General features: G+C 71.6%; 20 protein-coding genes. 12 read left to right on the plus strand and 8 right to left on the minus strand.

Annotated elements, in window-relative coordinates:
- Window positions 1–26: 26 nt before the first annotated feature.
- From ABZ911_RS05020 to rpe, 10 genes are all read left to right on the plus strand, one after another.
- Entirely contained in the window at window positions 27–2,291 is a 2,265-nt protein-coding gene (locus ABZ911_RS05020) for a LuxR C-terminal-related transcriptional regulator (RefSeq protein WP_358051996.1), read from the plus strand.
- Window positions 2,270–3,583: a LuxR C-terminal-related transcriptional regulator gene (locus tag ABZ911_RS05025; protein ID WP_358051998.1), complete on the plus strand. Its 1,314-nt coding sequence runs from the start codon at window positions 2,270–2,272 to the stop codon at window positions 3,581–3,583. The genes ABZ911_RS05020 and ABZ911_RS05025 overlap by 22 nt, the downstream gene beginning before the upstream one ends.
- Before the next feature lie 350 nt (window positions 3,584–3,933).
- Window positions 3,934–6,198, plus strand: coding sequence for a primosomal protein N' (locus tag ABZ911_RS05030; RefSeq protein ID WP_358051999.1), 2,265 nt, complete (start codon window positions 3,934–3,936; stop codon window positions 6,196–6,198).
- Between the two features lie 49 nt (window positions 6,199–6,247).
- Window positions 6,248–7,903, plus strand: a complete 1,656-nt coding sequence (locus tag ABZ911_RS05035) for a hypothetical protein (protein WP_358052001.1) — start codon at window positions 6,248–6,250, stop codon at window positions 7,901–7,903.
- A 46-nt stretch (window positions 7,904–7,949) separates the two neighbouring features.
- Window positions 7,950–9,287, plus strand: a complete 1,338-nt coding sequence (locus ABZ911_RS05040) for a hypothetical protein (RefSeq protein WP_358052002.1) — start codon at window positions 7,950–7,952, stop codon at window positions 9,285–9,287.
- A 27-nt stretch (window positions 9,288–9,314) separates the two neighbouring features.
- Window positions 9,315–9,863, plus strand: coding sequence for a peptide deformylase (def, locus tag ABZ911_RS05045; protein ID WP_358052004.1), 549 nt, complete (start codon window positions 9,315–9,317; stop codon window positions 9,861–9,863).
- Between the two features lie 2 nt (window positions 9,864–9,865).
- Window positions 9,866–10,795: a methionyl-tRNA formyltransferase gene (gene fmt / locus ABZ911_RS05050; protein WP_358052006.1), complete on the plus strand. Its 930-nt coding sequence runs from the start codon at window positions 9,866–9,868 to the stop codon at window positions 10,793–10,795.
- Window positions 10,795–12,384: a transcription antitermination factor NusB gene (locus ABZ911_RS05055; protein ID WP_358052008.1), complete on the plus strand. Its 1,590-nt coding sequence runs from the start codon at window positions 10,795–10,797 to the stop codon at window positions 12,382–12,384. The genes fmt and ABZ911_RS05055 overlap by 1 nt, the downstream gene beginning before the upstream one ends.
- Before the next feature lie 11 nt (window positions 12,385–12,395).
- The gene (locus ABZ911_RS05060) at window positions 12,396–12,971 is read left to right on the plus strand and encodes a TetR family transcriptional regulator (RefSeq protein WP_358052010.1); all 576 of its coding nucleotides are present in this window, start codon (window positions 12,396–12,398) and stop codon (window positions 12,969–12,971) included.
- Between the two features lie 108 nt (window positions 12,972–13,079).
- Window positions 13,080–13,733 carry a ribulose-phosphate 3-epimerase gene (rpe, locus tag ABZ911_RS05065; protein WP_358052012.1) on the plus strand — a complete coding sequence of 218 codons (654 nt, stop codon included), beginning with the start codon at window positions 13,080–13,082 and terminating at the stop codon, window positions 13,731–13,733.
- Window positions 13,734–13,850: 117 nt separating this feature from the next.
- Here rpe and ABZ911_RS05070 read toward each other — a convergent pair whose 3' ends face one another.
- Together ABZ911_RS05070 and ABZ911_RS05075 are read right to left on the minus strand one after the other, a co-directional pair.
- On the minus strand, window positions 13,851–14,081 hold the full coding sequence (locus tag ABZ911_RS05070) for a DUF397 domain-containing protein (RefSeq protein ID WP_358052014.1): 231 nt from the start codon (window positions 14,079–14,081) through the stop codon (window positions 13,851–13,853).
- Between the two features lie 14 nt (window positions 14,082–14,095).
- Window positions 14,096–14,944: a helix-turn-helix transcriptional regulator gene (locus tag ABZ911_RS05075; protein ID WP_358052016.1), complete on the minus strand. Its 849-nt coding sequence runs from the start codon at window positions 14,942–14,944 to the stop codon at window positions 14,096–14,098.
- Between the two features lie 352 nt (window positions 14,945–15,296).
- Between ABZ911_RS05075 and ABZ911_RS05080 the strand changes: the two genes are divergently transcribed.
- Window positions 15,297–15,719, plus strand: coding sequence for an ATP-binding protein (locus ABZ911_RS05080; protein ID WP_358052018.1), 423 nt, complete (start codon window positions 15,297–15,299; stop codon window positions 15,717–15,719).
- 578 nt (window positions 15,720–16,297) lie between these two features.
- On the opposite strand, the gene ABZ911_RS05085 is transcribed toward ABZ911_RS05080, so the two are convergent.
- The 6 genes from ABZ911_RS05085 to ABZ911_RS05110 form a co-directional block, all read right to left on the minus strand.
- Window positions 16,298–16,654: a hypothetical protein gene (locus ABZ911_RS05085; protein WP_358052020.1), complete on the minus strand. Its 357-nt coding sequence runs from the start codon at window positions 16,652–16,654 to the stop codon at window positions 16,298–16,300.
- Between the two features lie 543 nt (window positions 16,655–17,197).
- Window positions 17,198–18,238 (minus strand): oligopeptide/dipeptide ABC transporter ATP-binding protein, encoded by a 1,041-nt coding sequence (locus ABZ911_RS05090; RefSeq protein ID WP_358052022.1) that lies wholly within the window; start codon window positions 18,236–18,238, stop codon window positions 17,198–17,200.
- Window positions 18,235–19,266 (minus strand): ABC transporter ATP-binding protein, encoded by a 1,032-nt coding sequence (locus tag ABZ911_RS05095; RefSeq protein WP_358052024.1) that lies wholly within the window; start codon window positions 19,264–19,266, stop codon window positions 18,235–18,237. Before ABZ911_RS05095 ends, ABZ911_RS05090 begins: the two co-directional genes overlap by 4 nt.
- Window positions 19,266–20,246 (minus strand): ABC transporter permease, encoded by a 981-nt coding sequence (locus ABZ911_RS05100; RefSeq protein ID WP_358052026.1) that lies wholly within the window; start codon window positions 20,244–20,246, stop codon window positions 19,266–19,268. Before ABZ911_RS05100 ends, ABZ911_RS05095 begins: the two co-directional genes overlap by 1 nt.
- A gap of 53 nt (window positions 20,247–20,299) precedes the next feature.
- Window positions 20,300–22,084: an ABC transporter substrate-binding protein gene (locus ABZ911_RS05105; RefSeq protein ID WP_358052028.1), complete on the minus strand. Its 1,785-nt coding sequence runs from the start codon at window positions 22,082–22,084 to the stop codon at window positions 20,300–20,302.
- A gap of 7 nt (window positions 22,085–22,091) precedes the next feature.
- Entirely contained in the window at window positions 22,092–23,093 is a 1,002-nt protein-coding gene (locus tag ABZ911_RS05110; RefSeq protein ID WP_358052030.1) for an ABC transporter permease, read from the minus strand.
- A 267-nt stretch (window positions 23,094–23,360) separates the two neighbouring features.
- Here ABZ911_RS05110 and ABZ911_RS05115 point away from each other — a divergent pair, with 267 nt between their 5' ends.
- Complete coding sequence (locus ABZ911_RS05115; protein WP_358052032.1) at window positions 23,361–24,170, plus strand: oxygenase MpaB family protein; 810 nt, start codon at window positions 23,361–23,363, stop codon at window positions 24,168–24,170.
- Window positions 24,171–24,241 lie beyond the last annotated feature (71 nt).

Consider the following 24,241-nt stretch of genomic DNA (forward strand, 5'->3'; position numbering starts at 1 on the left):
GCTTTCAGCTGAGGGGAGACGGAGCGATGTCCGGCGGCGCCGCACTGCCCACGGCGCTGACGAACTTCGTCGGCCGCCGCAAGGAGGTCGCCGACGTACGGCGGGTGCTGCAGCGCAGCCGCCTGGTCACCATCACCGGCATCGCCGGCGTGGGCAAGACGCGGGTCGCGCTGCGGGCGGCCCAGCTCATGCGCAGGGCCTTCGGCGACGGCGTGGCCTTCGTCGAGCTGTCCGGACACTCCGACCCCGCCGCGCTGGAGCAGGTGATCGGCCACGCGCTGGAGGTGGCCGGAGGCCCGTCGCCGCTCGGCGTGGACGACCTCGTCAAGCATCTGGCCGACCGCCGGCTGCTGCTCGTGCTCGACACCTGCGAGCACCTGGCCGAGGCCTGCTCCCGGCTGGTGCAGGAGCTGCTGCCCGCCGCCCCCGGGCTGCACATCCTGATCACCAGCAGGCACGCCCTGCGCGCGCCCGGCGAGCACACGGTCATCGTCGCGCCGATGGCCGTGCCCGAACCGGGCCTGCCGGTCGCCGACCTCGCGCACACCGAGTCCGTGGCGCTCTTCCTGGACCGGGTGGCGGCCGTCGACCCGGCCTTCGACCTGACCGCGGCGAACGCCGAGACGGTGGGCGAGCTGTGCCGGCGGCTGGACGGGATCCCGCTGGCGCTGGAACTGGCCGCGGTACGCGCCCGCGCCATGCCCGTCGAACGGCTGCTGCGGCTGGTCCACGAGCACGGGCGGCTCGGCCAGGCGTCCGGCGGCGAGGGCAGGCACGCCACCATGCAGGCGGCGATCGCCTGGAGCCACGACCTGTGCACGCCCGGGGAGCGCCTGCTGTGGGCGCGCCTGACGGTCTTCGCGGGCACCTTCGACCTGGCCGCCGCCGAAACCGTCTGCTCCGACGACGAACTGCCCGACGGCGCCGTCTACCCGGCGCTGGCCGGGCTGATCGAGAAGTCCATCGTGATCAGGGACGGGGACGCGCGGCACACCGTGTACCGGATGCCGGACGCCATCCGCGAGTTCGCCGCGGCCGGGGGCGAGGCCGTACGGCTGCGCGAACGCCACCGGGAGCACTACCTCGCCCTGGCCAGGCGCCTCGGCACCGAACGCACCGACCAGGACCGGGTGGAGGCGCTCGCCCGCGCCAGAGCCGACTGGCCCAACCTGCGCGCCGCCCTGGAGTCCTACGCCGCCGACCCCGAGGCCCTCGCCACCGGCCTGGAGATGGGACTGCTGCTCGGCCACGTCTGGGTCTTCGGCGGCCGGGCCCAGTACGGCAGGCGGTACCTCGAACGCCTGCTCGCCGTCACCGACGGCCCCGACCGGGTACGCATGGGAGCGCTTCTGCAGCTCGCCCACATCGCCGTCGGCCAGGGCGACCTGCCCGCGGCCCGCCGGGCCCTGGCCGCCGCCGAGGAGCCCGCGGCCAGGCTCGGCGTGCTCGCCGGCCTGCACACCGCCAAGATGCTCGGCACGCTCAGCTTCGCCGAAGGCGACCTGGAGGCCGCCGAACGCCACCTCAGGGCGAGCGTCGAAGGGCTGAAGGCCGGCGGCGGGATCGTGCTGCGCAACGCCACCGTCGAACTCGGCCTCACGCTGCTGCTCGCCGGCCGTACCGGCGAGGCGGGCGACGTGCTCGCGCGGGCCCGCGCCCTCTGCCGGGCCGAGGGCGACGGCGCGACCGGCGCGTGGGCGGCCCTGGCGCTGGCCCTGGTGCGGCGGCTGCGCGGCGAGCACGCCGAGGCCGAGGAGCTGGCCCGCGCCGCGCTGCGCACCCTCTCCACGCTGCGGATCACCTTCGGCCGGGCGTTCTGCGTCGAGGTGCTCGGCTGGCTCGCCGCCGACCGGGGGCGGCCCGTCAGGGCGGTCACGCTGCTGAGCGCCGCGCACCGGCTGTGGGGGCACGAGGTGAGCCCGCTGTTCGGCTCCCCGGTGTTCGCCGCCGAACGCGCCCGCTACGACCGGCAACTGCGCGACGCCCTCGGCCTCCAGTACGCCAAGGCCGCCGCGGCCGGGCGGGCGCTGTCGGCCGAGGAGGCGATCGCCGACGCGCTCTCGGCCGGATCGGGGCCGCCCGAACCGGCCGCCGCCTCCGTCTGGGCGCCGCTGACCCCCAGGGAGACCGACGTGGCCGAACTGGTCGCCGCCGGGCTGACCAACCGCCTGATCGCGCAGCGCCTGGTCATCGCGCGCAGGACGGTCGACACCCACGTCGAGAACATCCTGGCCAAGCTCGGCTTCTCCGGCCGCAGCCAGATCGCCGCGTGGGTGACGAGACGGAGATGAACGGGATGTCCAAGGGAAACCTCCCCGCCGAGTACACCAGCTTCGTCGGCAGGACGGGCGAGGTGGCCGAAGGGCTGGCCGGGCTGGCGTCTGCGCGGCTGCTGACCGTGACCGGGCCCGGCGGTGTCGGCAAGACCAGGGTCGCCACCCGCATCGCGCAGGCCGCCCGCAGGAGCTTCCCCGACGGCGTCTGGTACGCCGAGCTGTCCGCCGTCCACGACGAGGCGGAGCTCGCCGGGCGGGTCGCCCAGGTCCTCGGCGTACCCGGGCGGCGGACGGCCGACGACGTCGCCGCCGTGCTGCGCGACCGGCGCGCGCTGGTGCTGCTCGACACCTGCGAGCACCTGACCCCGGCCGTCTCCCGGCTCGCCGAGGCGATGCTGCGGCACAGCGCCGAGGCCCGGGTGCTGGTCACCGGCCGCCGGCCGCCGAGCACCGGCGGCCAGCGCATCCTCGACCTGCGCCCGCTGCCCGACGCCGACGCGCTGGCGCTGTTCGCCGACCGGGCCGTCGCCGCCGACCCCGGCTTCAAGCTCACGCCCGAGGTACGGCGCGCCGCGGCGGCCGTCTGCCGCAGCGTCGACGCGCTGCCGCTGGCCGTCGAACTGGCCGCCGCCTGCCTGCGCACGCTGTCGGTGGGCGAGCTGCGCGACCGGATCCGCGACCGCGGCGCCCTGTCCGCCGGGGCGACCACCAGCGTCCTGGCCCGGCATCGCGATCTGCGGGCGCTCGTCGGATGGAGCCACGAGCTGTGCGGGGCCGAGCAGCGTGTTCTGTGGGCGGCGCTGTCGGTGGTGCGCGGGCCGTTCGAGCCGGAGATGGCCGAGTCGATCGGGGCGGAGGCCGGGCTGCCGGAGGCCCGGGTGCTCGCCGTACTCGCCGATCTGGTCGACGGTTCCGTCGTCTCGCGCGAGCCGACCCCCGAAGGGCCTCGGTACCGCATGCTGCGCGTCTACCGGGAGGTGGGGGTGGAGCACCTGGACGACGGGGCCCGTAGGCGCCTCACCGCGCGGTACGGCACCCGCAGGCCGGGCCCCGCGCCCCGCCCCCGCCGGGTACGCGACCCCGGGCGGCCGGTGCTGAGCGCCAGGGAGCTGCAGGTCGCCGTGCTCATCACCGAGGGGCTGACGAACCTGGAGATCGCCAGGCGGCTGGTGATCTCCAAGCGGACGGTCGACGCGCACGTCCGCAACATTCTCGCCAAGGGGCATCTCGCCTCGCGCACCCACGTGGCCGCGTGGGTGGCGTCGTCTTTGGGCTCGGATTCAATTCCGGCTTCGGTGCAGGGATAGGCACTTCTCCCGATGCGTGACTTCAAGGTCACACGGATGGTTGTCATGCCAGCGGGTGACGAACGTCTCGGACGGGCAGCCCTGCGCTCAGGTGGTCGACGGGAGGGGTCCTAAGGCCGCCTGGCCTGTCCGCCGGACCGTCGCCGCCCGCTGGCGATCCGCCGGGGTCGCGCACGCGTGAGGCCGCCGGGATGCCACGAGCCCGGCACTCCGCCCCGCGCCCACTCCGGCGGTCGCGGGTCCGCGCCCACCGCACGGTCGTCGCGGACCCGCGCCCGGCCCGGGCGTCCGAGCATGGGCCGTCCGGGCGGTGGGACGATCCGGGTGGCGGTGTCTGGTAGACGTAGTCCGTGACCGACTCCGACGACGCCCTCCTGCCGCTTGACGCCGTACAACCGAGGCAGTCGGAGAAGAACACCAAGGGCGCTCCCGTCGCGGCGGCCGAGCTGCCCGTCGCCAGGGTGGCGGTCGACAACCCGCTGCCGCACCTCGACCGGCCCTTCGACTACCTGGTGCCGGAGGGCATGGATCGGGCCGCGGCGCCGGGGGTGCGGGTGCGGGTGCGGTTCGCGGGCAAGCTCGTCGACGGGTTCCTGCTGGAGAGGGTGGCGGTCAGCGAGCACACGGGCAAGCTCACCCCGCTGGAACGCGTCGTCTCTCCCGAGCCCGTCCTGACGCCGGAGATCGCTGGCCTGGCCCGAGCCGTGGCCGACCGCTACGCGGGCACCCTGGCCGACGTCCTCCGCCTCGCCGTCCCACCCCGCCACGCCCGAGCCGAAGCGGAGACCCCCGCCGCCGCAGAGGACGCCGAGGTCCCCGCCGTGCCCGAGGACGCCGGGACCGCTGACGTCTCCGGGGAGGCCGAGCAGACCGGCGCTGCCGAGGAGGCCGAGCCCGACCGCATGGACTCCGGGGAGTGGGCCGACTATCCGATGGGGCCCTCCTTCCTTGACGCGCTCCGGCACGGGAGGGCGCCGAGGGCCGTGTGGACGGCGTTGCCCGGCGGGCGGGGATGGGCGCGGGCCGTGGCCGAGGCCGTGCGGGCGACGCTCGACGGTGGCCGGGGCGTGGTCGTCGTGGTGCCGGACGGGAAGGACGTCGCACTGGCCGACCAGGTGCTGGAGGAGGTGCTGGGGGCCGGGAGGCATGTGGCGCTGACCGCCGACCTCGGGCCCGCCAAACGGTACCGGCGGTGGCTGTGCCTGCTCAGGGGGCAGGTGCGGGCGGTGGTCGGGACCAGGGCGGCGGCGTTCGCGCCTGTGCCGGATCTCGGGCTGGTGGTCATCTGGGACGACGGGGACGACCTGCACGCCGAGCGGCTGGCGCCGTACCCGCACGCTCGTGAGGTGCTCGCGCTGCGGGCGCACCGGGCCGGGGCGGGCATGCTGATCGGCGGCTACGCCCGTACGGCGGAGGCCACCCAGCTCATCGCCTCCCGCTGGGCCCGGCCGATCGTGGCCGCCCGCGAGACGGTCAGGGCGGCGGCGCCCAGAGTGCGTCCGGCGGGCGAGGACAGCGAGCTGGCCAAGGACCAGGCCGCCAGGGCCGCGCGGCTGCCCAGCATCGCCTGGCGGGCCCTGCGCGAGGGTCTGGACCGCGGGCCCGTGCTCGTCCAGGTCCCCCGCAGGGGCTACCTCCCGGCCCTCGCCTGCCAGAACTGCCGCGCCCCCGCCCGCTGCGCCCACCCGCCCACCCGCTCGATCGCCCTCCCGGCCCCCGAGAACCCGCCCTCAGGGGATGACACCGCGGAAAAGAGCACATCCGGGCCGGAGGCGGCGATCGCGCTCATGGACGTCGTGGCGGGCGTGCGGTCCGAAGGTCCCGGCGGGGAGCTCGTCTGCCATGGGCCGCTGGCGCTGCGGGGTGGCCACGCGGCGCCCTACTGCCGCTGGTGCGGGCGGGTGGCCACCGGGTGGCGGTGTACGTCGTGCGGGGGCGGCAGGGTCAGGGCCGTGGTCGTGGGGGCCAGGCGTACCGCCGAGGAGCTGGGCCGGGCGTTCCCGTCGGTGCCGGTGAAGACGTCCGGCCGGGACGGGGTGCTCGCGACCGTCGGGCCGGGGCGGGCGCTCGTCGTCGCCACCCCGGGCGCCGAGCCCGTCGCCGAAGGCGGGTACGCCGCCGCCGTGCTGCTCGACGGCTGGGCGCTGCTGGGCCGGGCCGACCTGCGGGCCGCCGAGGAGGCGGTGCGGCGGTGGATGAACGCCGCCGCCCTGCTGCGCCCGGCCGCCGAACTGGTGGTGCTGGGCGACGCCGCCGTGCCCGCCGTACAGGCGCTGCTGCGCTGGGATCCGGTCACCCACGCCGAACGCGAGCTGGCCGACCGGGCCGAGCTCGGCTTCCCGCCCGCGGTGCGGATGGCGACGCTGACCGGCCCGCCCGCCGCGGTCCGCGAGACGCTGGCGGAGCTGCGGCTGCCGCCGCAGGCTCAGGTTCTCGGACCGGTTCCGGTGGAGACGCCACGCGGGGAGAGCGAGCAGGAGCGCGCACTGGTACGGGTGCCCCGATCTGCGGGTACTGCCCTGGCCACAGCGCTCAAAGGGGTCAGCGGGGTTCGTGCGGCGCGTAAGGCGCTGGATATCGTGAGGGTAAGTGTTGACCCTCTCGACCTGATATAGCCCGTTTCCCCGATTCGCGAGGCTGCACGTTACCCGTTAGCGTCTCCCTGTGTCGATCGAATGGGTGAACCGAGCCATCGACGATCTGCGCGCTTGGGGGCGTGCGCACGGAGTCGACGTAGACGCCGACGAGATCAGGCTGCTCTGCGACTACGCCAGCGACTATCTGAATGTGAACGAGCTGGGCGAGTTCACCCCTGCGACCTTTGAGGAGCTCCTGCTTTCCATCTACCCCCGCAAGGTCATCGCGCCGCCGGAGAGCGCGCCCGAGACGGTGGCCGCCGCGCGCACCCTCGTCGACTTCCTGGTCGGCACCGAGGAGATCGCCGGCAAGAACGCCGCCAGGATGCGCGCCAAACTCGACGAGATCGCGCCCAAGATGCCCGAGGCGCTGGCCGACACGGCCAACTTCGGCATGGCCAAGAGCCTGTTCAGCGCGATCGGCCCCGACTCGCTGGAGCAGTCGATCCCGATCGCCACCTCCCAGATCGCCCACCTGGACGACGCGCCCTGCGACTGCCCCGGCTGCCTGCCCCTCCCACCGGTACGGCTGGCGCCGCCCGCCACGCTGGCCGCCGAGGTCAGGACCGTACCGCTGCTGGAGGAGCTGCACGAGCTGGTCGGCTGGATGCTGGAACGCGACACCACCCCGACGACCAAGGGGCGGATCAGGGTCAAGGACGCCAAGGTCGCCCCGGTGCGCCCGGCGGCGCTGCTGTGGCAGCTCGGCCGCCACACGGGCGCCGTCAAGGTCCGGGGCGCCTCCATGGCGGCCGGCGACGGCTTCGGGCCGCTGGCCGGCCGGGACGAGGGCGACCTGCTCGGCCTGTGGGCGGGCACGGTGCGGTTCCTCGTGGAGAAGGACACCGGCGGCCTGGTCACCGGATCGGCCGAGGTCGACGACGAGCTCTACGACCTGTTCGACATGTTCTACCGGCTGCAGGTGCCGGTCCCGCTCGGCGTGGTCGGCGACTACCTGGAGGAGATCGCCGAGGAGGGCGGGGTGGACGTCGACGCCGCCCTCGACCGGCTGGCGCACTGCGGCATGCTGCGGCGTACCGGCGAGGCGGTGACGCTGACCCCGATCGCCGTGTGGGGGCTGCGCGAGCTCTACACCGGCCTCGGCCTGCCCGCGCCGGAGGCGGCCGACCTGGCCGACGCCGACGCGATGGGGCTCATCGAGGGCCTGCTGTCGGGGGTGCCGACCGAGCTGGCCGAGGAGGACATCCAGCGCTGGCTGGAGCGCAGGCTTCCCGACCAGGCGGCCGGTGAGCTGCTCGGCGCCGCCGCGGGCGCGCCCGCCGTGGCCCGCGGCATCGCGATCACCATCGTCGACCGGCTCGACGCCGCGGCCGAGCCCGCGCTCCGCGCCTGCCTGGAGGACCAGGAGCTGCGCCCGCACGCCATCCACTGGCTGACCGCGCGCGGGCTGGCCGCGCCGCAGCTCACCCAGGAGGAGCTGCTGTGGGTGAGCGTGGACATGCTCGCGCTGGCGATGCCGGCCGCCGAGGACGATCCGGAGGCCTTCGCCGAGAACATCGCGGCCTCGGGCCCGCCCGGCTACCTGATCGAGGAGATGTGGCGGGTGGACCATCCCGACGTGGTCGGCGTGCTGGAGCTGCTCGGCCGGTCACTGCCCGACGGTACGGTGGCGAAGGCGGCCCGCAAGGCGGCCTTCAAGGCGCGTTCCCGAGCCATCGGGTAGGGCGCAGCCGTACATCTCTGTGACTGGTGTGCAGTAAGTTTCGTGGGTGGCAAACAACGTCTTCGACCTCGCCGAGCTGCGCAAGCTGATCGATGAGATGGGCACCGTCTCCCCGCGCCCAGCGGCGGAGACCGCCGAGTCAGAGGCGCTGACCTTCCCGCCGGTCGCGCTGGCCGCCGACGCCGACCTGGCCCGCGCGGTGCCGGGGGTCGCGCTGGTGGCCGACGCGCTGCGGCTGACCGCGTGGACCGGCGAGCGCGCCGTCACCGCGCACGGGCTGCTGCCCGCGGCCGACGCCGAGGTCGCGTGCGCCGAGCTGGGCGTGCCCGCCTCGCGGCTGCGCCTGGTGTGGGTGGTCGCGGTCAACTCCGGGATGCTGCGCATCCTCGGCGGCCGGGCCTCGCGCGGCCCGCTGCCGCTCCACCTGCCCGTCGAGGCGACGCTGGAGCTGTGGGACGGCGTGGTGATGGATGTGCTCGACCGTGCCGACGAGGGGCTGACCGGTTCGGCCGTCATCGACGAGCACCTGGCCGAGACCCTCGCCACGGTCTACTCCGTACGCACCGGCGTGGCCTCCGCCACCCTGGTCAAGGGCATCCTGCAGTCGCACGAGGTGGCCTGCTCGCCCGTCCCCGCCGAGCTGGCGGCGCTGGCCGCCACGCTGACCGCGGACCTGCCGGCCGCGCTGTCCCTGCTGGAGTACGCGGGCCTGGTCGAGCAGAGCGCCCCCGGGCGGGTCAGGCTGACTCCGCTGGGCGTCTGGGCGGTGCGCCGGGACCTGCTGCGCGAGGGGCACGACGCGCCGACCGCCGCCGAGGTCGAGGTGTTCGCCGACCTGGACGCGGCCGCCCTGGTGGAGGCCATCGTCACCGGCCAGGCCACGCCGAGCGTGGTCGCCTACTGGCTGGAGCGCCGCTCCCCGGAGGCCGCCGCCGAGGAGCTGGTCCGGGTGGCCGCCAGGGGCACGGCCGGTCAGCGCGGCGCCGTCGGCACGATCCTGGAGGAGCTCGGGCCCGAGGCCGAGGCACCCGTCCGCAGGGCCCTCGACGAGCCGCTGATGTGGCGCTACGCCGCCTCCTGGCTGCACATCCGCGACCTGCCCGCGCCGACGCTGACCCCGGACGACCACGCCTGGATCACCATCGACTCGCTGGCCGCGCTGCTCTACTTCGCCGACGCCGCCGAGGCGATGGGCTCCTTCGACGTGCTGGAGGCCGGTGACGACCTGGTCAGGCTCGTCGGCGGGATGTCCGCCGTCGAGCACCCCGACGCGATCGCGGTCCTCGACCTGCTGGCCGCCCACCACGCCGAGGAGTCGGTGGCCAAGGCGGCGCGCAAGGCGGCGATGAAGGCGCGGTCGTTCGAGGCCCGTAAACTGGGGTGATCCCCATCGACTTGAAGGAGTGGCCCCTTGTCCATCCAGGCGATCCGGCTGTTCGGTGACCCGGTGCTGCGCACCCCGGCTGCGCCGGTCGTCGACTTCGACAAGGAGTTGCGCAAACTGGTCAAGGACCTGACCGACACGATGATGGACGCGCCGGGCGCCGGCCTGGCCGCGCCCCAGATCGGGGTCGGCCTGCGCGTGTTCACCTACTACGTCGACGACCAGCTCGGGCATCTCATCAACCCCGACCTCGACCTGTCCGCGGACCTGGACGAGGAGGGCGAGGAGGGCTGCCTGTCCTTCCCCGGCCTGAGCTTCCCGACCCCGCGCGCCATCCGCGCGGTGGCCAAGGGCGTCAACATGCACGGCGAGCCCGTCGTGCTGGAGGGCACCGACCTGATGGCCCGCTGCTTCCAGCACGAGACCGACCACCTCGACGGCATCCTGTTCATCGACCGGATGGACGCCAAGATGCGCAAGCTCGCGATGAAGGCGATCCGCGAGGCCGAATGGTTCGGCGAGCCCGCGCCCACGGTCCGGTTCTCCCCGCACGCCACCGGCGGGAAGGCCCTGTAGAGATGCGCCTGGTCTTCGCCGGCACACCCGACACCGCGCTGCCCGCGCTGCGCACCCTCATCGACTCGCCGCGCCACGAGGTCGTCGCCGTCGTCACCCGCCCCGACGCCAAGTCGGGCCGGGGGCACAAGGTCCACCCCAGCCCCGTCGCGCAGCTCGCCGACGAGTCGGGCATCGAGGTGCTGCGGCCGGCGAAGGCGGGCGACCCGGACTTCCTGGAACGGCTGCGCGAACTCGCGCCCGACTGCTGCCCCGTGGTCGCCTACGGCAACCTGCTGCCGCAGCCGGCGCTCGACGTACCCCGCTTCGGCTGGATCAACCTGCACTTCTCGCTGCTGCCCGCCTGGCGCGGCGCGGCGCCCGTGCAGCACTCCGTCCTGCACGGCGACGAGATCACCGGCGCGGCCACCTTCCAGATCGTCAAGGAGCTCGACGCCGGGCCCGTCTTCGGCGTGGTCACCGAGCCGATCAAGCCGGACGACACCAGCGGCTCGCTGCTGGAGCGCCTGTCGGTGTCGGGCGCCGGGCTGCTGGCCGCCACGCTCGACGGCGTCGAGGACGGCACCCTGGAGGCCCGCCCGCAGCCCGCCGACGGCGTGAGCTTCGCACCCAAGATCAACGTGGAGGACGCGCGGGTCGACTGGTCGGCCCCCGCGATGCGGGTCGACCGCCTGGCCCGCGCCTGCACCCCCAGCCCCGGCCCGTGGACCGAGTTCCGCGGCCAGCGCGTCAAACTGGGCCCGGTACGGCTCGCGCCGTCCGCCGCCCCGCTCGCGCCCGGCGAGATCGCGGCCACGAAGAACTCCGTGCTGGTCGGCACCGCCACCCACCCGGTCGAGCTCGGCGAGGTGCAGCCCCAGGGCAAGCGCCTGATGAGCGCGGGCGAGTGGGCCAGGGGCGTCCGGCTCACGGCCGAGGACCGGCTCGCCTGATGGGCGCCTCGGAGGGGGCCAGGGGATCCCGCGCGGGCGGACACCGCTCGCAGAGCGGGACCGGCTCAGGACGCGCGGGGCGCGGCGGCTCAGGTTTCGGCCAGGGCGGGCGCGGCGGGCCGGGTTCCGGTCAGGGTGGGCACGGCGGGTCCGGTTCCGGTCAGGGCGGGCGCGGGCGTGGCGGGCGTCCGCCGAAGCCGGTGCGGGACGAGGCGCGCAACGCCGCGTTCGACCTGCTGCGCGCCGTGGACGAGCGGGACGCCTACGCCAACCTGCTGATGCCGCGCCTGCTGCGCGATCGCGGGCTGTCCGGCAGGGACGCCGCGCTGGCCACCGAGCTGGCCTACGGCACGCTGCGCGGCCTCGGCACCTACGACGCGATCATCGAGATGTGCGGCGACCGCGCCCCGGACCCGGACGTGCTGGACGCGCTCCGCCTGGGCGCCCACCAGCTCCTCAGCATGCGCATCCCACCGCACGCCGCGGTCGGCACCACCGTCGACCTGGTACGGCTGCGCATCGGCGTCGGCGCGTCGAAGTTCGTCAACGCCGTCCTCAGGAAGATCGCCGCAAGGACCGCCGAGCAGTGGATCGAGATCGTCGCGCCGCGTGCCGACGACGACCTCACCGGCCACCTGGCCCTGGCGTACAGCCACCCGCGGTGGATCGTCAGCGCGCTGCGCGACGCGCTCGGACCGGACGCGGGGGAGATCGCCGACCTGCTCGCCGCCGACAACGCCAGGCCGCTGGTAAGCCTGGTCGCCAGGCCGGGCCGTAGCACGCTGGAGGAGCTGGAGGACGCGGGCGCCGAACCGGCCCGCTACTCCCCGTACGGCGCCTACCTGCCCGAAGGCGACCCCGGCCGGGTGCTCGCCGTGGCCGAGACCCGCGCCGCGGTGCAGGACGAGGCCAGCCAGCTCGTGGCGCTCGCCCTGACCAGGGTGCCGCTCGACGGCCGCGAGGACGAGCGCTGGCTCGACCTGTGCGCGGGCCCCGGCGGTAAGGCGGGGCTGCTGGACGCCATCGCCACTCACGGCGACCAGGCGGGGCTGGAGTCGCGGCTGCCGAGGCCGTTCGACGCCTTCCCCGGCGGGGCGCACCTGCTGGCCGCCGACGTGCAGTACCACCGGGCGCGGCTGGTCTGGCAGACCACCCGCCAGGCCGCGGTGGTCACCGCCGACGGCACCGAGCCCGCGTGGCGGCCGGGCGCCTTCGACCGGGTGATGCTCGACGCGCCGTGCACGGGGCTGGGCGCGCTGCGCCGCCGCCCCGAGGCCCGCTGGCGGCGCGAGTCGGCGAGCGTCGCCGAGCTGAGCAGGCTCCAGCGCGCCCTGCTCGGCACCGCCCTGGACGCGGTACGGCCCGGCGGCGTCGTCGCCTACGTCACCTGCTCACCGCACCTGGCCGAGACCACCGTCGTGGTGTCCGACGTGCTCCGGCGCCGGGACGACGTCGAGCAGCTCGACGCCCGCGCCTACCTGCCCGAGGCGGGCGGGCTGGGCGACGGCCCGCACGCGCAGTTCTGGCCGCACCGCCACGGCACCGACGCGATGTTCCTGGCCCTGCTGCGCAAGACCGCCCAGGACTGACGGGCGCGGCCATGGGACGTCCGCGGACCATCACCGACGAGCGCGTCATGGCCGCGCTCGCGGCGGCCATCGGCCGGGTGGGCGCGGCCAGGCTGACGCTCGCCGACGTGGCCGGGGAGGCCGGCGTCTCCCCGGGCATGCTCGTGCAGCGGTACGGCACCAAGCGCGGCCTGCTGCTCGCCTTCATGCGGCAGGCGCACCAGGGCGGGCGGCTCCGCGAGGTCTACGACAGCGCGCCCGACCCCCTGGAGGGCCTGATCAGGGCCGTCGTGGACAGTGTGGGTCCGGAGACGGCGCCCGAGGAGTTTGCCAACCACCTGGGCTTCCTGCATCTGGAGCTGGCCGACGAGGAGTTCAGGGAGCTGCTGGCGGTCTTCGACGAGACGATCAGGGCCGAGCTGACCGCCTGCGTCGCCGGTGCCGTGGCGGCTGGGCAACTGGTGGTCGGGGACGTGGCCGCGCTGGTCGCCGCGATCAACTCGATCCGCAACGGGACGCAGATCACCTGGGCGATGACCAGGAGCACCTCGCTGGCCGAGGCGATGCGCCGCGACCTGACCACACTGCTGGCCGGCTACCGCCCCTGATCGGTTGGATTTGCGCGCGACGCTGAGCTCGGTACATGGCGGAGAACCTCTGAGGATCCAGGCCGGCTTGTGGAGTGGGCGTGAGAGCGCAATAGACTCGGCGGCATCATGGCCGTACAGATCTCACCCAGCATCCTCTCCGCCGACTTCGCCCGTCTCGCCGACGAGGCCGCCGCGGTGCCCAACGCCGACTGGCTGCACGTGGACGTCATGGACAACCACTTCGTGCCCAACCTGACGCTTGGACTGCCCATCGTCGAAGCGCTGCTCAAAGCCACCTCGACGCCCATCGACTGCCACCTCATGATCGAGAACCCGGACCGGTGGGCGCCCGGGTACGCCGAGGTCGGCGCGGGCAGCGTCACCATCCACGCCGAGGCCGCCAAGTCGCCGGTCCGCACCCTGCGGCAGATCCGCTCGCTCGGGGCGCGTGCCGGATTCGCGCTCAACCCGGCGACACCGGTGGAGCCCTACGAGGACCTGCTGGGCGAGATCGACATGCTGCTGCTGATGACCGTGGACCCCGGATTCGGCGGGCAGCCCTTCCTCGACATGGTGCTGCCGAAGGTCCGGCGGGCTCGGGCGCTCATCGAACGGCACGGCGGGCAGGTGTGGCTCCAGGTGGACGGCGGCGTGGCCTCCGACACCATCGAACGCTGCGCCGAGGCGGGCGCGGACGTCTTCGTCGCGGGCAGCGCGGTGTACGGCGCCGACGACCCGGCCTCCGCGATCGACCGCCTCCGCGCACTGGCATCCCGCTGACCGTTCCCCGCACGCTGTCCTGCTGGAAGCGCCTGGTCGCCGGGCGGGCGACCGGGCGCTGTGGCCCCAGGTGACCGGTTGGTGATCTGCGTCAGCCTGGAGCCTCGGTGGGACTCGTCAGTGCTGTGCCGCGTGCGCGGGCACGGGAAGCTCAAACTCGCCGTCGTGGACGCCGCCTAGGAAGGCGGACCACTCGGCGTGCGTGAAGACGAGCACGGGACCGTCGGGGTTCTTCGAGTCGCGGACGGCCACGTCGTCGCGGACGAAGGCGACTGACACGCACTCACCGTTTCCACCGCTGCGACTGCTCGTACGCCATTCTGCGTGGGACAGCTCGGGGTTAGCCATACCTGCACTCCTTTTCACTTTTTAGCGAGAATGTCGGCCACAAGTGCTTGTGTTTCGGTTGGACTCGCGGCAACGGCTCGCAGGTGGTCGAAAAGCAGGATGCACCTGCTTGAATCGGTCTCGTTTTCCAGGAAGAGGTCGGCTGTGACATGCTCTATGTAGATCAAATCCGGCGCCCCTTCCGTGAACTGCATCACAACGAATCCTCCAGGCATGCCCGGATGCGAACCTGCGCTGAAGGGGATCGCTTGGAAGGTGATGTTCGGTTCCTCGACTACTTCTAGCAGTCTTTCAAGCTGGGCGTGCATTGTTTGCGTGCCGCCGACCATTCTCCGCAGGGCGGCTTCGTCGACGATTGCCCACAGCTGTAGTGATTGCGCGTCGGCCAGCCTGGCTTGACGCTCCACGCGTGCGGCCACGCGGCTTTCGATCTCATCGCGGGACGCCGTGGGCGCGGTGCCCCTGATGACCGCTCGCGCGTAGTCCTCGGTCTGCAGCAGGCCGGGCACGAACAAGCCCTGGTAGTTGAGCAGGCGCTTGGCTTCACTCTCGAACTGGATGTATGTGGCGTACTGATCCGGAATGCCGGAGCCGCTCTGGAGCCACTCGCGTTCACCGGCGTCTTTGAGGATCGCGAGCAGTTCTGCGCGTTTTGAGTCGGTTGCTTGGTAGACGTCCATCAGGGAGCGCAGTGTGCGGGCCTGGGGTTTCGTCTTGGCGGACTCGATTCGGTACAGAGTCGCACTGTTGATGCCGGTTACTTCTGCGACGTCGTCGCGTGTCAGATTTACATTGTTTCGGAGTTTGCGTAGTTCGGAGGCGAGCCGTCGAAGTCGGACGGTGGGGGGTGGACGCTGGGGCATGCGGGCCACGCTAGCGGATCGCGCACGAAGAAAGGCGGATGCAGTCCTTGCGTTTGCTCTCTATATCTATGCATCATAGGCACCAGTCTCCCATGTCGGTGGCCGGAGGGTGAGCGAATACAGAGGCCGAGCTGAATCCCGTAGCCCATTGAACTAGATGGTGCGAAATGTCTTTCGTATAGAGAAACCCTCGCGGAAAGAGGGGTTCGAGGGACGGGGTGAGGCTGCGGAGGGGGACCGGGTGAGGCGATGACGGGGGAGGAGCGGCGGTAGCGGCATGGACGGGGGCCGGAGGATCGGTGTGTGCGCTGGCGGACGACGTGGCTGATCGGGTGCGGGGGGCGGCGCGGTGATGGCGGGGGTGCCGGGATTAGTGACGTTGCCCGGGACGGCGCGGGCCGTGGGGGTGGCTCGCCACTGGGGGGCTCTGGTGTTGGAGGCGGCGGGGTGCGGGTGTGTGGACGAGGCGCTCATCGTGGTGAGTGAGCTGGTGGGGAACGCGGTGCGGCATACCAGGTCGGGTGGGCCGGGCGGCAAGATCACGATGCTGATCGTCGAGTCCGGCGGGGACATGGTGCGCATCGAGGTGGTCGACGACGGGGCGGTGAGCGTCCCCGCTCCGCGCGAGCCTGATTCTTCGGAGTTGTCGGGGCGGGGGTTGTGGCTGGTCGACGAGCTGTCGGCCGAGTGGGGGGTGCGGGTGGTCGCCGGCGACCGGCGGGCGGTGTGGGCGCTGATGCCGATCTCCGAAAGGCAGCCTGCCCACGCGGAATGAAGCCCGAACCCGGCAGTACGCGGCCGGGTGTACTGGCTCCACCTCACAGGGATCGGCCGGGTCGTCTGGCTCCTGCCCGCAGGGAAGGGGGGTGGGGTGGTGCTGCGCTGCGGAAAGGGGTGGGTGGTGCTGCGGGTGACGATGGATGCGTCGGGTGAAGGGTGTGCCGGTGGGCTGCATGTGCCTCGGCCGAGGCGGCGGGCGGTGCGGCTGGAGTGGGTCTCTCCGTACGAAGGCAATGTTCCGATACGGGTGTGGCAGGGGACGTGCCCGTGCAGGCAGCCGGTGTACGAACTGTGTCTCAGCGGCGGGCGGGCGTTCATTCGCAAGACGACCACTGTGGTCGCGGGTGAGATGAGGGCGGTGTCCGTGCGGGAGAGCCCACGGTGGGGGGTGAAGTATGCGCGCGAGACGTGGGCGGAACTGCTGGCGGGACACGCACGGTGACACTGCTGTAGCCCGGTAGCTCGGTAACCCTGCCCGGTAACCCGGTAATCGGGGGCGCGTGTGGCGGGCCACCGTGGTCGATGGCCCGCCGTGTTCGTTGAACCGGTCTGGGGTCGGCGGGGGTTCCGGTGTCAGTAGCAGTTGCCCGGTCTGGCGGAGTACGCCGTGAAGCCGAAGTCATAGACGGTTTCGTGGGACTGGATTTCCCGGCGGCGGTAGCCGGCGTAGAACGGCTGCTCGTAGAAGCACCAGGTTTCGAAGGTCTGGTTCTGTGCGCTCCGCACCGCCGGCCTGATGATGGCTCCCTCTCGGAAGAGCAGCCTTTGTTCGCCTCCGCCGGACGGTTCGGTCCACATGCACACGGCGGCGACCTTGTAGCACGGCAGTTGCCGGTCGGCATGCGCGCCGGCCGCGGGCAGGACGACCGTCCCTGCCGCTGCCGTGACAACCGCCGCGAGCGTGAGCGTCTTCTGAGCGAGCCGTTTCACCGAATCAGTCCCTTTCTGGCTTCACGGGTCTTGAGGCTTGGTCGCCGTCAAGCCGCTGGTTGATCGTTTGTGCAGGTCTCGACCGTACGCGGCGGTGTCGGCGTTGACGCTGAGGAGGCCGGACGCCACGCGGGGGATGTCCCTGATGTGGTCGTTGGTCCCCTCGGTGTGGACGGGATGCGGGGGCTCACCATGTAGCAGAAGTGCGGGCGCGGTCGGAAACGCCTCGCCTTGCGGTCTGTATCGCGTTTGCCCTGGATCGGCCATGGTGCCCCTCGTCACGCAGCGCCCTCCGGCGCACGCCGCGCTCATAAAGCGCGCGATCGAGATCATCGCCCCAAGGGGGTGAGGGAGACCCTGTGACTGGTCGTGGGGTCACCTTCGGCGCCGAGGGCTGGTCATCGGTGAAACGTGCGCCGTTTCGGGCCCCGGCCATGGGCTCTCGAGGAGCGTTTCCCTGGACGGAGCCCGGCCATGTGCTCGCGGTGGGGGGTTGTGGGGCTTGCCGTACAAGATCCACGAACCCCCGCGCGGGGGTGGTGGTTAGTTTTGGAGGGCTGGGTCCAGGACGATGTCGGTGCCCTGGGTGGTGGGGGCCTCGGGGAAGTGGCAGGCGGTGAGGTGGTCGGTGTGGTTGCCGGAGAGTTGGAGCAGGGGTGGTTCCTCCTGGGCGCACTTCTCCTGGGCCTTCCAGCAGCGGGTGCGGAAGCGGCAGCCGGACGGCGGGTTGATCGGTGAGGGTACGTCCCCGGCCAGCCGGATCCGCTCCCGGGGCGTCTCCCCGGTGACGTCGTCCGGCTCCGGCACCGCCGACAGCAGCGCGTGCGTGTAGGGGTGGCGGGGCCGCTCGTACAGTGACTCGCGGTCCGCGATCTCCACGATCTTCCCCAGGTACATCACCGCGACCCGCTGTGAGAAGTGCCGTACCACCGCCAGGTCGTGCGCGATGAACAGGAACGCGATCCCCATGTCGCGCTGCAGCCGCTGCAGCAGGTTGATCACCTGCGCCTGGATGGACACGTCCAGCGCCGACACCGGCTCGTCGGCGACGATCAGCTTGGGTTCGAGGGCCAGCGCCCGGGCCACGCCGATGCGCTGCCGCTGCCCGCCGGAGAACTCGTGCGGGAACCGGTTGAAGTGCTCGGGGTTCAGCCCGACGATCTCCAGCAGTTCGCGCACCCGCTTGTCCCGTCCCCCCGCCGGGTTGAGGCCGTGGATGTCCATCGGCCCGCGGACGATCGAGCCGACGGTGTGCCGGGGGTTGAGCGACGAGTACGGATCCTGGAAGATCATCTGGATCTCGGGCCTGATCGGCCTGAGCTCCCGCCGTCCGGCGTGCGTGATGTCCCGGCCCTGGTAGCGGATCTCCCCGGCGGTCGGGTCGATCAGCCGCGCGGCCAGCCGCCCGGTGGTCGACTTGCCGCACCCGGACTCGCCGACCAGGCCGAGCGTCTGGCCGGGGTACACGCTCAGGTCGATCCCGTCGACCGCGTGCACGTCGCCGATCTTCCGCTTGACCAGGAAGCCGCCGCGGATGGGGAAGTACTTCTCCAGCCCGGACAACTCCAGCAGCTTCTCCGTCACCGTGCCTCCTTAGCGGTCCGCGACTTGGCGGCCAGCGACTCCGTCTTCTGCGTGGGCGTGAGGTAGCAGGCGTCGGCGTGCCCGCGCGGCGGCGACAGTTCGGGCCGCTCGCCCGCGCACACCTCACGCCCGGCCAGCTCCGCGTAGTCGCAGCGCGGGTGGAAGGGACAGCCGGACGGAACGTTGATCATGCTGGGCGGGGTGCCGCGGACGGGTTCGAGCGGGACGTCCACCGGGCGGCGCAGGCTCGGCATGGAGCCGAGCAGCCCCCAGGTGTACGGGTGGCGGGGTGAGCGCAGCACCTCGCGCACGGTGCCGCGCTCGACCGCCCGCCCCGCGTACATCACCAGCACGTTGTGCGCGTTGTGCGCCACCACGCCCAGGTCGTGGGTGATCAGGATGATCGCGGTGCCGAACTGGTCCTGCAGGTCGCGCAGCAGGTCGAGGATCTGCGCCTGGACGGTCACGTCCAGCGCGGTGGTGGGCTCGTCGGCGATGAGCAGGCCCGGGTCGCAGACCAGCGCCATGGCGATCATCGCGCGCTGCCGCATGCCGCCGGAGAACTGGTGCGGGTACTCGTCCACCCGGGTCTTCGGCTGCGGGATGCCCACGCGGCCGAGCATCTCGATGGCGCGGTCCCTGGCGGCGGCCTTGCTCGCGCCGGTGTGCCGCCGGTAGACCTCGGAGATCTGCACCCCGACCGTGTGGTACGGCGAGAGCGAGGTCAGCGGATCCTGGAAGATCATCGCGATCCGGTTGCCGCGCAGCTTCTCCATCGCCGAACGCGGCGCGCCCAGCAGGTCCGTGCCGTCGAAGTCGATCCGGCCGGAGATCTTGGCGGTCTCCGGGTTGTGCAGGCCGAGCACGGCCAGGTTCGTCACCGACTTGCCGGACCCGGACTCGCCCACGATGCCGAGCGTGGTGCCCTTCTCCACCTCGAACGACAGCTTGTCCACCGCGTGGACGACGCCGTCCTCGGTGTGGAAGTCGACGGTGAGGTCGGTGACCGAGAGGAACGATGTGGACACTAGTTCAGCCTCACCCGGGGGTCGATGACGGCGTACATGGCGTCGATGATCACGTTCATCACCACGATCGCGGCCGCCGCGACCAGGACGGTGGCCATCAGCGTGGGCAGGTCGGAGTTCACCACGGCGCGGATGGACAGGCGGCCGAGCCCCTGCAGGCCGAAGGTGGTCTCGGTGATGATCGCCCCGCCGATGAGGGTGCCGAGGTCGACGCCGAAGATGGTGATGATCGGGGTCAGGGTGCCGCGTAACGCGAAGCGCATGACCACGGTGCGGGCGGGCATGCCCTTGGCCCTGGCCGTACGCACGTAGTCCTCGGCGAGGTTCTCCACCATCGTCGAGCGGGTCATCCTGGTGTAGTTGGCGGTGAAGATGATCGCCAGCACGATCCACGGCAGCAGCAGGCCCTGCGCCCAGCCGAGCGGGTCCTCGGTGAAGGGCACGTACTTGGGCTGGGAGAGGATCTGCCCCTGGTAGACGAGGAAGTACAGGGCGAGGGTGCCGATGAAGTAGATCTGCACCGAGGCGCCGATCAGCGAGGACACGCTGGCGATCTTGTCGAGTGGCCTGCCCTGGCGCAGGGCGGCGACGATGCCGGTGGCCACGCCGAAGGTGAGGAAGAACAGCGCGGAGCCGATGGTCAGCGAGACGGTGACGGGCAGGCGGTCGATGATCGTCTCGAAGACCGGGGCCCGGTTGACGAAGGAGTAGCCGAGGCAGGGCGCGGCGCAGTGGCCGAGACCCTCGTAGTCGCGGCCGACGAAGATGCCCGCGATCCACTCGACGAACTGGACGAACAGCGGCACGTCCAGGCCGAGGTTGTGCCGGGCCAGTTCCAGCATCTCCGGCGGGCAGACCTTGCCGCAGGCCAGCCGGGCGGGATCGCTGGGCACAGCGAAGAACATGAAGAACGTGATGGCCGCGATGATCAGGAGCGTCACGGCGGCGCCCAGCGTGCGGCGGGTCAGGAATCGAAGCACGGAGTCTCCTGAGTGATGCCCCGGGCGTCCGGCGGACGCCCGGGGCGATGGCGCTACTGCTTCACGAAGATGGTGTTGGGCGAGACGATCCAGAACTGCGGGTCGATCTCGGCGCCGCCCACCTTGGAGCCGTGCAGGGTCGTGGCGATGCGGTTCTCGGCGACGACCAGCGGGGTGATGGTCTCCTGGATCTTCTTGTCCAGGTCCATCCACGCCTTGTTCGCCGCGTCGAGGTCGGGCATGGCGGTGATCTTGTCCATCTCCGCCGTCAGAGCCGGGTCCTTCAGGTGCGAGTAGTTCGGCGAGCCGTCGGTGACCGGGCCGAAGATGACGGGCATCACGGTGGAGCCGGACGGCCAGTCGGCGCCCCAGCCGCCCCAGTACAGGTCGAACTCGTTCTTCACCACGCCGATGGAGTCGTAGTAGGTCTTGCGCTCCATGGGCTTGGTGACGACCTTGATGCCGGCCTTCTCCAGGGCGTTCTTGATCGCGACGGTGACGCGTTCCTGGGTCGGGGTCTGGTTGTAGGCGTAGACGATGGTCGGCGTCGGGTTGCTCGACTGGGCCAGCAGTTCCTTGGCCTTCTCGATGTCACCGTCGGGCTTGGTGACCTTGTTGAACAGGTCGTAGGACTGGTAGCCGACCGTGGTGTTCTCGTTGAGGATCGTGGTCGGCAGCGCCGCGGCCATCGGGCCGCCCAGGACCTGCTGGATCTGCTTGCTCGGCCAGGCGTGGTTGATGGCCTGGCGGATCTTGACGTCCTTCACCCGGTCGAGGTTGAAGTAGTAGTAGTTGCCGTACGGCGACGGGCTGACCATGCGGCGGGGGGCCAGCGCGGCGTCACCCAGCACCTGCTGCAGCCGCTCGGGCGGGGTCGCCGCGTAGAAGGTGAACGCCTGCTGGTCGGGTCCCGCGTCCGCCATCAGGCGGTCGGTGATCTGCAGGGCCTGCTGGCCGAACTCCAGCTTCCACACGTCGGGGTAGGCGCCGCGGATCGGGTCGGTCGCCGCGTCCCAGTTGGGGTTGCGGGCCAGCTCCATGGCCTTGTCCACGACGCGGGTCTTGATGACGTACGGCCCGGCGGAGAAGGGCTCCTTGTCGTACTTCTCCTTGGTGTCCTTGGCCTTGGGCACGATCGCGTAGCCGCCCATGGCGAAGGCGTAGTTGGCGTCGGCGTGCGGCGTCTTGAACTTGAAGACGACCGTCTTGGGGTCGGGCGTCTCGATGGTGTCCAGGCGCTTGCCGTCGTACGGCCCGCCGTAGGCCTTCTTGTGGTCGACCTCGGTCAGCCACTGCTGGATGTAGGTCGGGCCCTGGGTGATGAACGGCGCGAAGGTCCGCTCAACGGTCCACTTGACGTCCTCGGAGGTGATCGCCGAGCCGTCCTGCCACTTCACGCCGTCCTTGAGGGTGAAGGTCCAGGTCTTGCCGCCGTCGGAGGGCGTGCCCGTGTCGGTGGCGAGGTCGCCGACCAGCTTGTAGTCGCCCTTGGCGACGCGCTTGTACCCGGTCAGCCCGCGGTGGATGAGCAGGCCGAAGTTGGTCTCGGTGTTGACGTAGCACTGGGCGGGGTCGAGGTGCGGGAAGTCGTCGACGTCCATCATCGTGACGGTGCCGCCCTTGACGACGCCTTCGGGCTCGATGGCCGGGCCCTTGGAGTCCTCGGCCGTGCCGAGCGAGAGCTTCGGCGGCGTGTACTCCACCGCCGCGGGCGCGGCCGACGTCCCCCCGGCCTTGGGCGTCGTGGGCGCCCCTTGGTTCCCGGCCGCGCACGCGGTGCTCAGCGCAAGGACACCGGCGGCCAGTACGGCGACCGCCGACCGTTTGCGGAGTGTCATCTTTCTCCTATCGCTTGATCTTGGGGTCGAAGGCGTCCCGGATCGAGTCGCCGAGCAGGTTGAAGGCGATCACGAAGATCAGCAGCGCGACGCCCGGGAAGACCAGGTAGGTGATGTCGTCCTGGTAGACCTCGGTGCCGCGGAGGAACATCCGCCCCCAGTCGGGAACGGGCTCGATCATGCCGACGCCCAGGAAGGAGAGCGCGGCCTCGGCCGTGACGAGGGCCGGAAGCATGAGGGTCGACTGGATGAGGATCGGCGTCCACAGGTTGGGCAGCAGTTCCTTGAACACGATCCGCGCGGGGGAGGCGCCGGTGACCCGCGCGGCCTCGACGAACTCGCGTTCGCGCAGCGACAGCACCTGCCCGCGCAGCAGCCTGGCCAGCCCGGCCCAGAGGAACGCGGACAGCACCACGATCAGCGTGACCGCGCGCAGCCAGATCGGCGTCTCCTGGTCGGGGCTGACGAAGAGGTTCTCCACGACCGGCATGAAGGCGATGGTGAACAGCACGGCGGGGATGGACAGGACCGTGTCGATGGCCCGGCCGACGAAGTAGTCGATCTTCCCGCCCGCGTACCCGGAGACGATCCCGACCACGATGCCGATCGTCACGGTGATGATCGTCGCGGCGACCGCGATCAGCAGCGAGGTCCTGATGCCGTAGACGAGCTGCATGAACACGTCGCGGCCGAGGCCGGGTTCGATGCCGAACCAGTACTCCGAGCTCACCCCGCCGTTCGGCAGGATCGGATAGCCGAAATCATTGAGCAGACCAGGATTATCCTGACCGTAAAGCGTATAAGGGTCCTTCCCGTAAACCAGGGAAATGACCGGGGCCAGGATCGCGACCAGAAGGAAGAAGATGACGATCAGCGCGGCGGCGACACCGGTCCTGTCCCGCTTGAATCTCAGCCACATGAGCTGGCCGGGTGATCGTCCGACCGCCTCGGGCGTGGTGGTGACCTCGATAGCGTCGAGGACGGGGGTCGCAGGGATCGGGGCGGTCATCCAAAGGGCTCCCAAACGCGTGGCAAACCCGGAATATCCGGTCTGTTAGGCACGTTCGCAGCATGTATCGCCCGGAATCAATGGGCTGGTCGTTCTTCTTTATTTTGTTGCGCAATGTCGACCTCCTCGTGCCATGGCCTGCGTTGACCTGGCAGGCGGGGAGATGCCATGATCTTGATGGCTGTGCCGATCGCCATCACGGAATCGCGACATAAACCCAACATCGCCGTGACATGGATGCCCGGTTTGCCGGGTAATTGATTACTTATGAGGGATCACGGGCTGTTCGGGCCCGAGTCGGTGACGTGGCGGGTGATGGGGGAGCCCATCCTGCTGGTCGGCGGTCTGCGCGCCCTGCTGATGCAGGGGCTGCACCCCACGGCGATGCGCGGCGTGCTGCAGAACTCCGCGCTCATGGACCCCGACGAGGCGTGGGCGCGCTTCCTCCGCACCACCGAGTTCGTCCGGGTGCGCACCTACGGCACCCGCGAGGAGGTCGAGCGCGCCGGCCGCCGGGTGCGGAAGATCCACGCGACGCTGGGCGGCGTGGACCCCGAAACCGGCGAGCGCTTCCGCCTCGACGACCCCGACGCGCTGCGCTGGGTGCACGTCGGCGAGGTCGACTCCTACCTCGGCGTGGCCAGGCGGGCCGGTGTCCGCCTCACCGACGAGGAGGCCGACCGCTTCGTCGCCGAGTGGCGGCGCGCCGCCGAGGTCGTCGGCCTCGACCCCGCCGACGTCCCCGGCAGCGTCGGCGAGATGCGCGACTACATCGACGCCCAGCGCCCCGGCCTGTACTTCGTCCCCGAGGCCGCCCACCCGCTGCGGATGGCGCTCAACGCGCCGCTGCCGCGCCGCCTCACCTTGCTCAAACCGGTCTTCCCGGCGATCATGCTGCTCGCGTTCGCCTCCCTCCCCCGCTGGGCCAGGCGCCTGTACGGCGTGCCCGCCACCCCCATGGGCGACCTGTGGGCGACCACCACCCTGAAAACCCTGCACACGGGCCTCGGCCTGATCCCCGCCCACGTCCGCTACGCCCCCGACGCGCGAAGGGCCCGCCGCCTCACGGTGGCCTGACCCACGCCCGGGGCAGACTTTGGTCTCCGCGGCTCATCCGGCGGGCTGAGGATCTCCGTCCTCCCCGCTGC

Origin of the sequence: Nonomuraea sp. NPDC046570, assembly GCF_040645915.1 — a bacterium.
In the GTDB taxonomy this organism is placed as follows: domain Bacteria; phylum Actinomycetota; class Actinomycetes; order Streptosporangiales; family Streptosporangiaceae; genus Nonomuraea.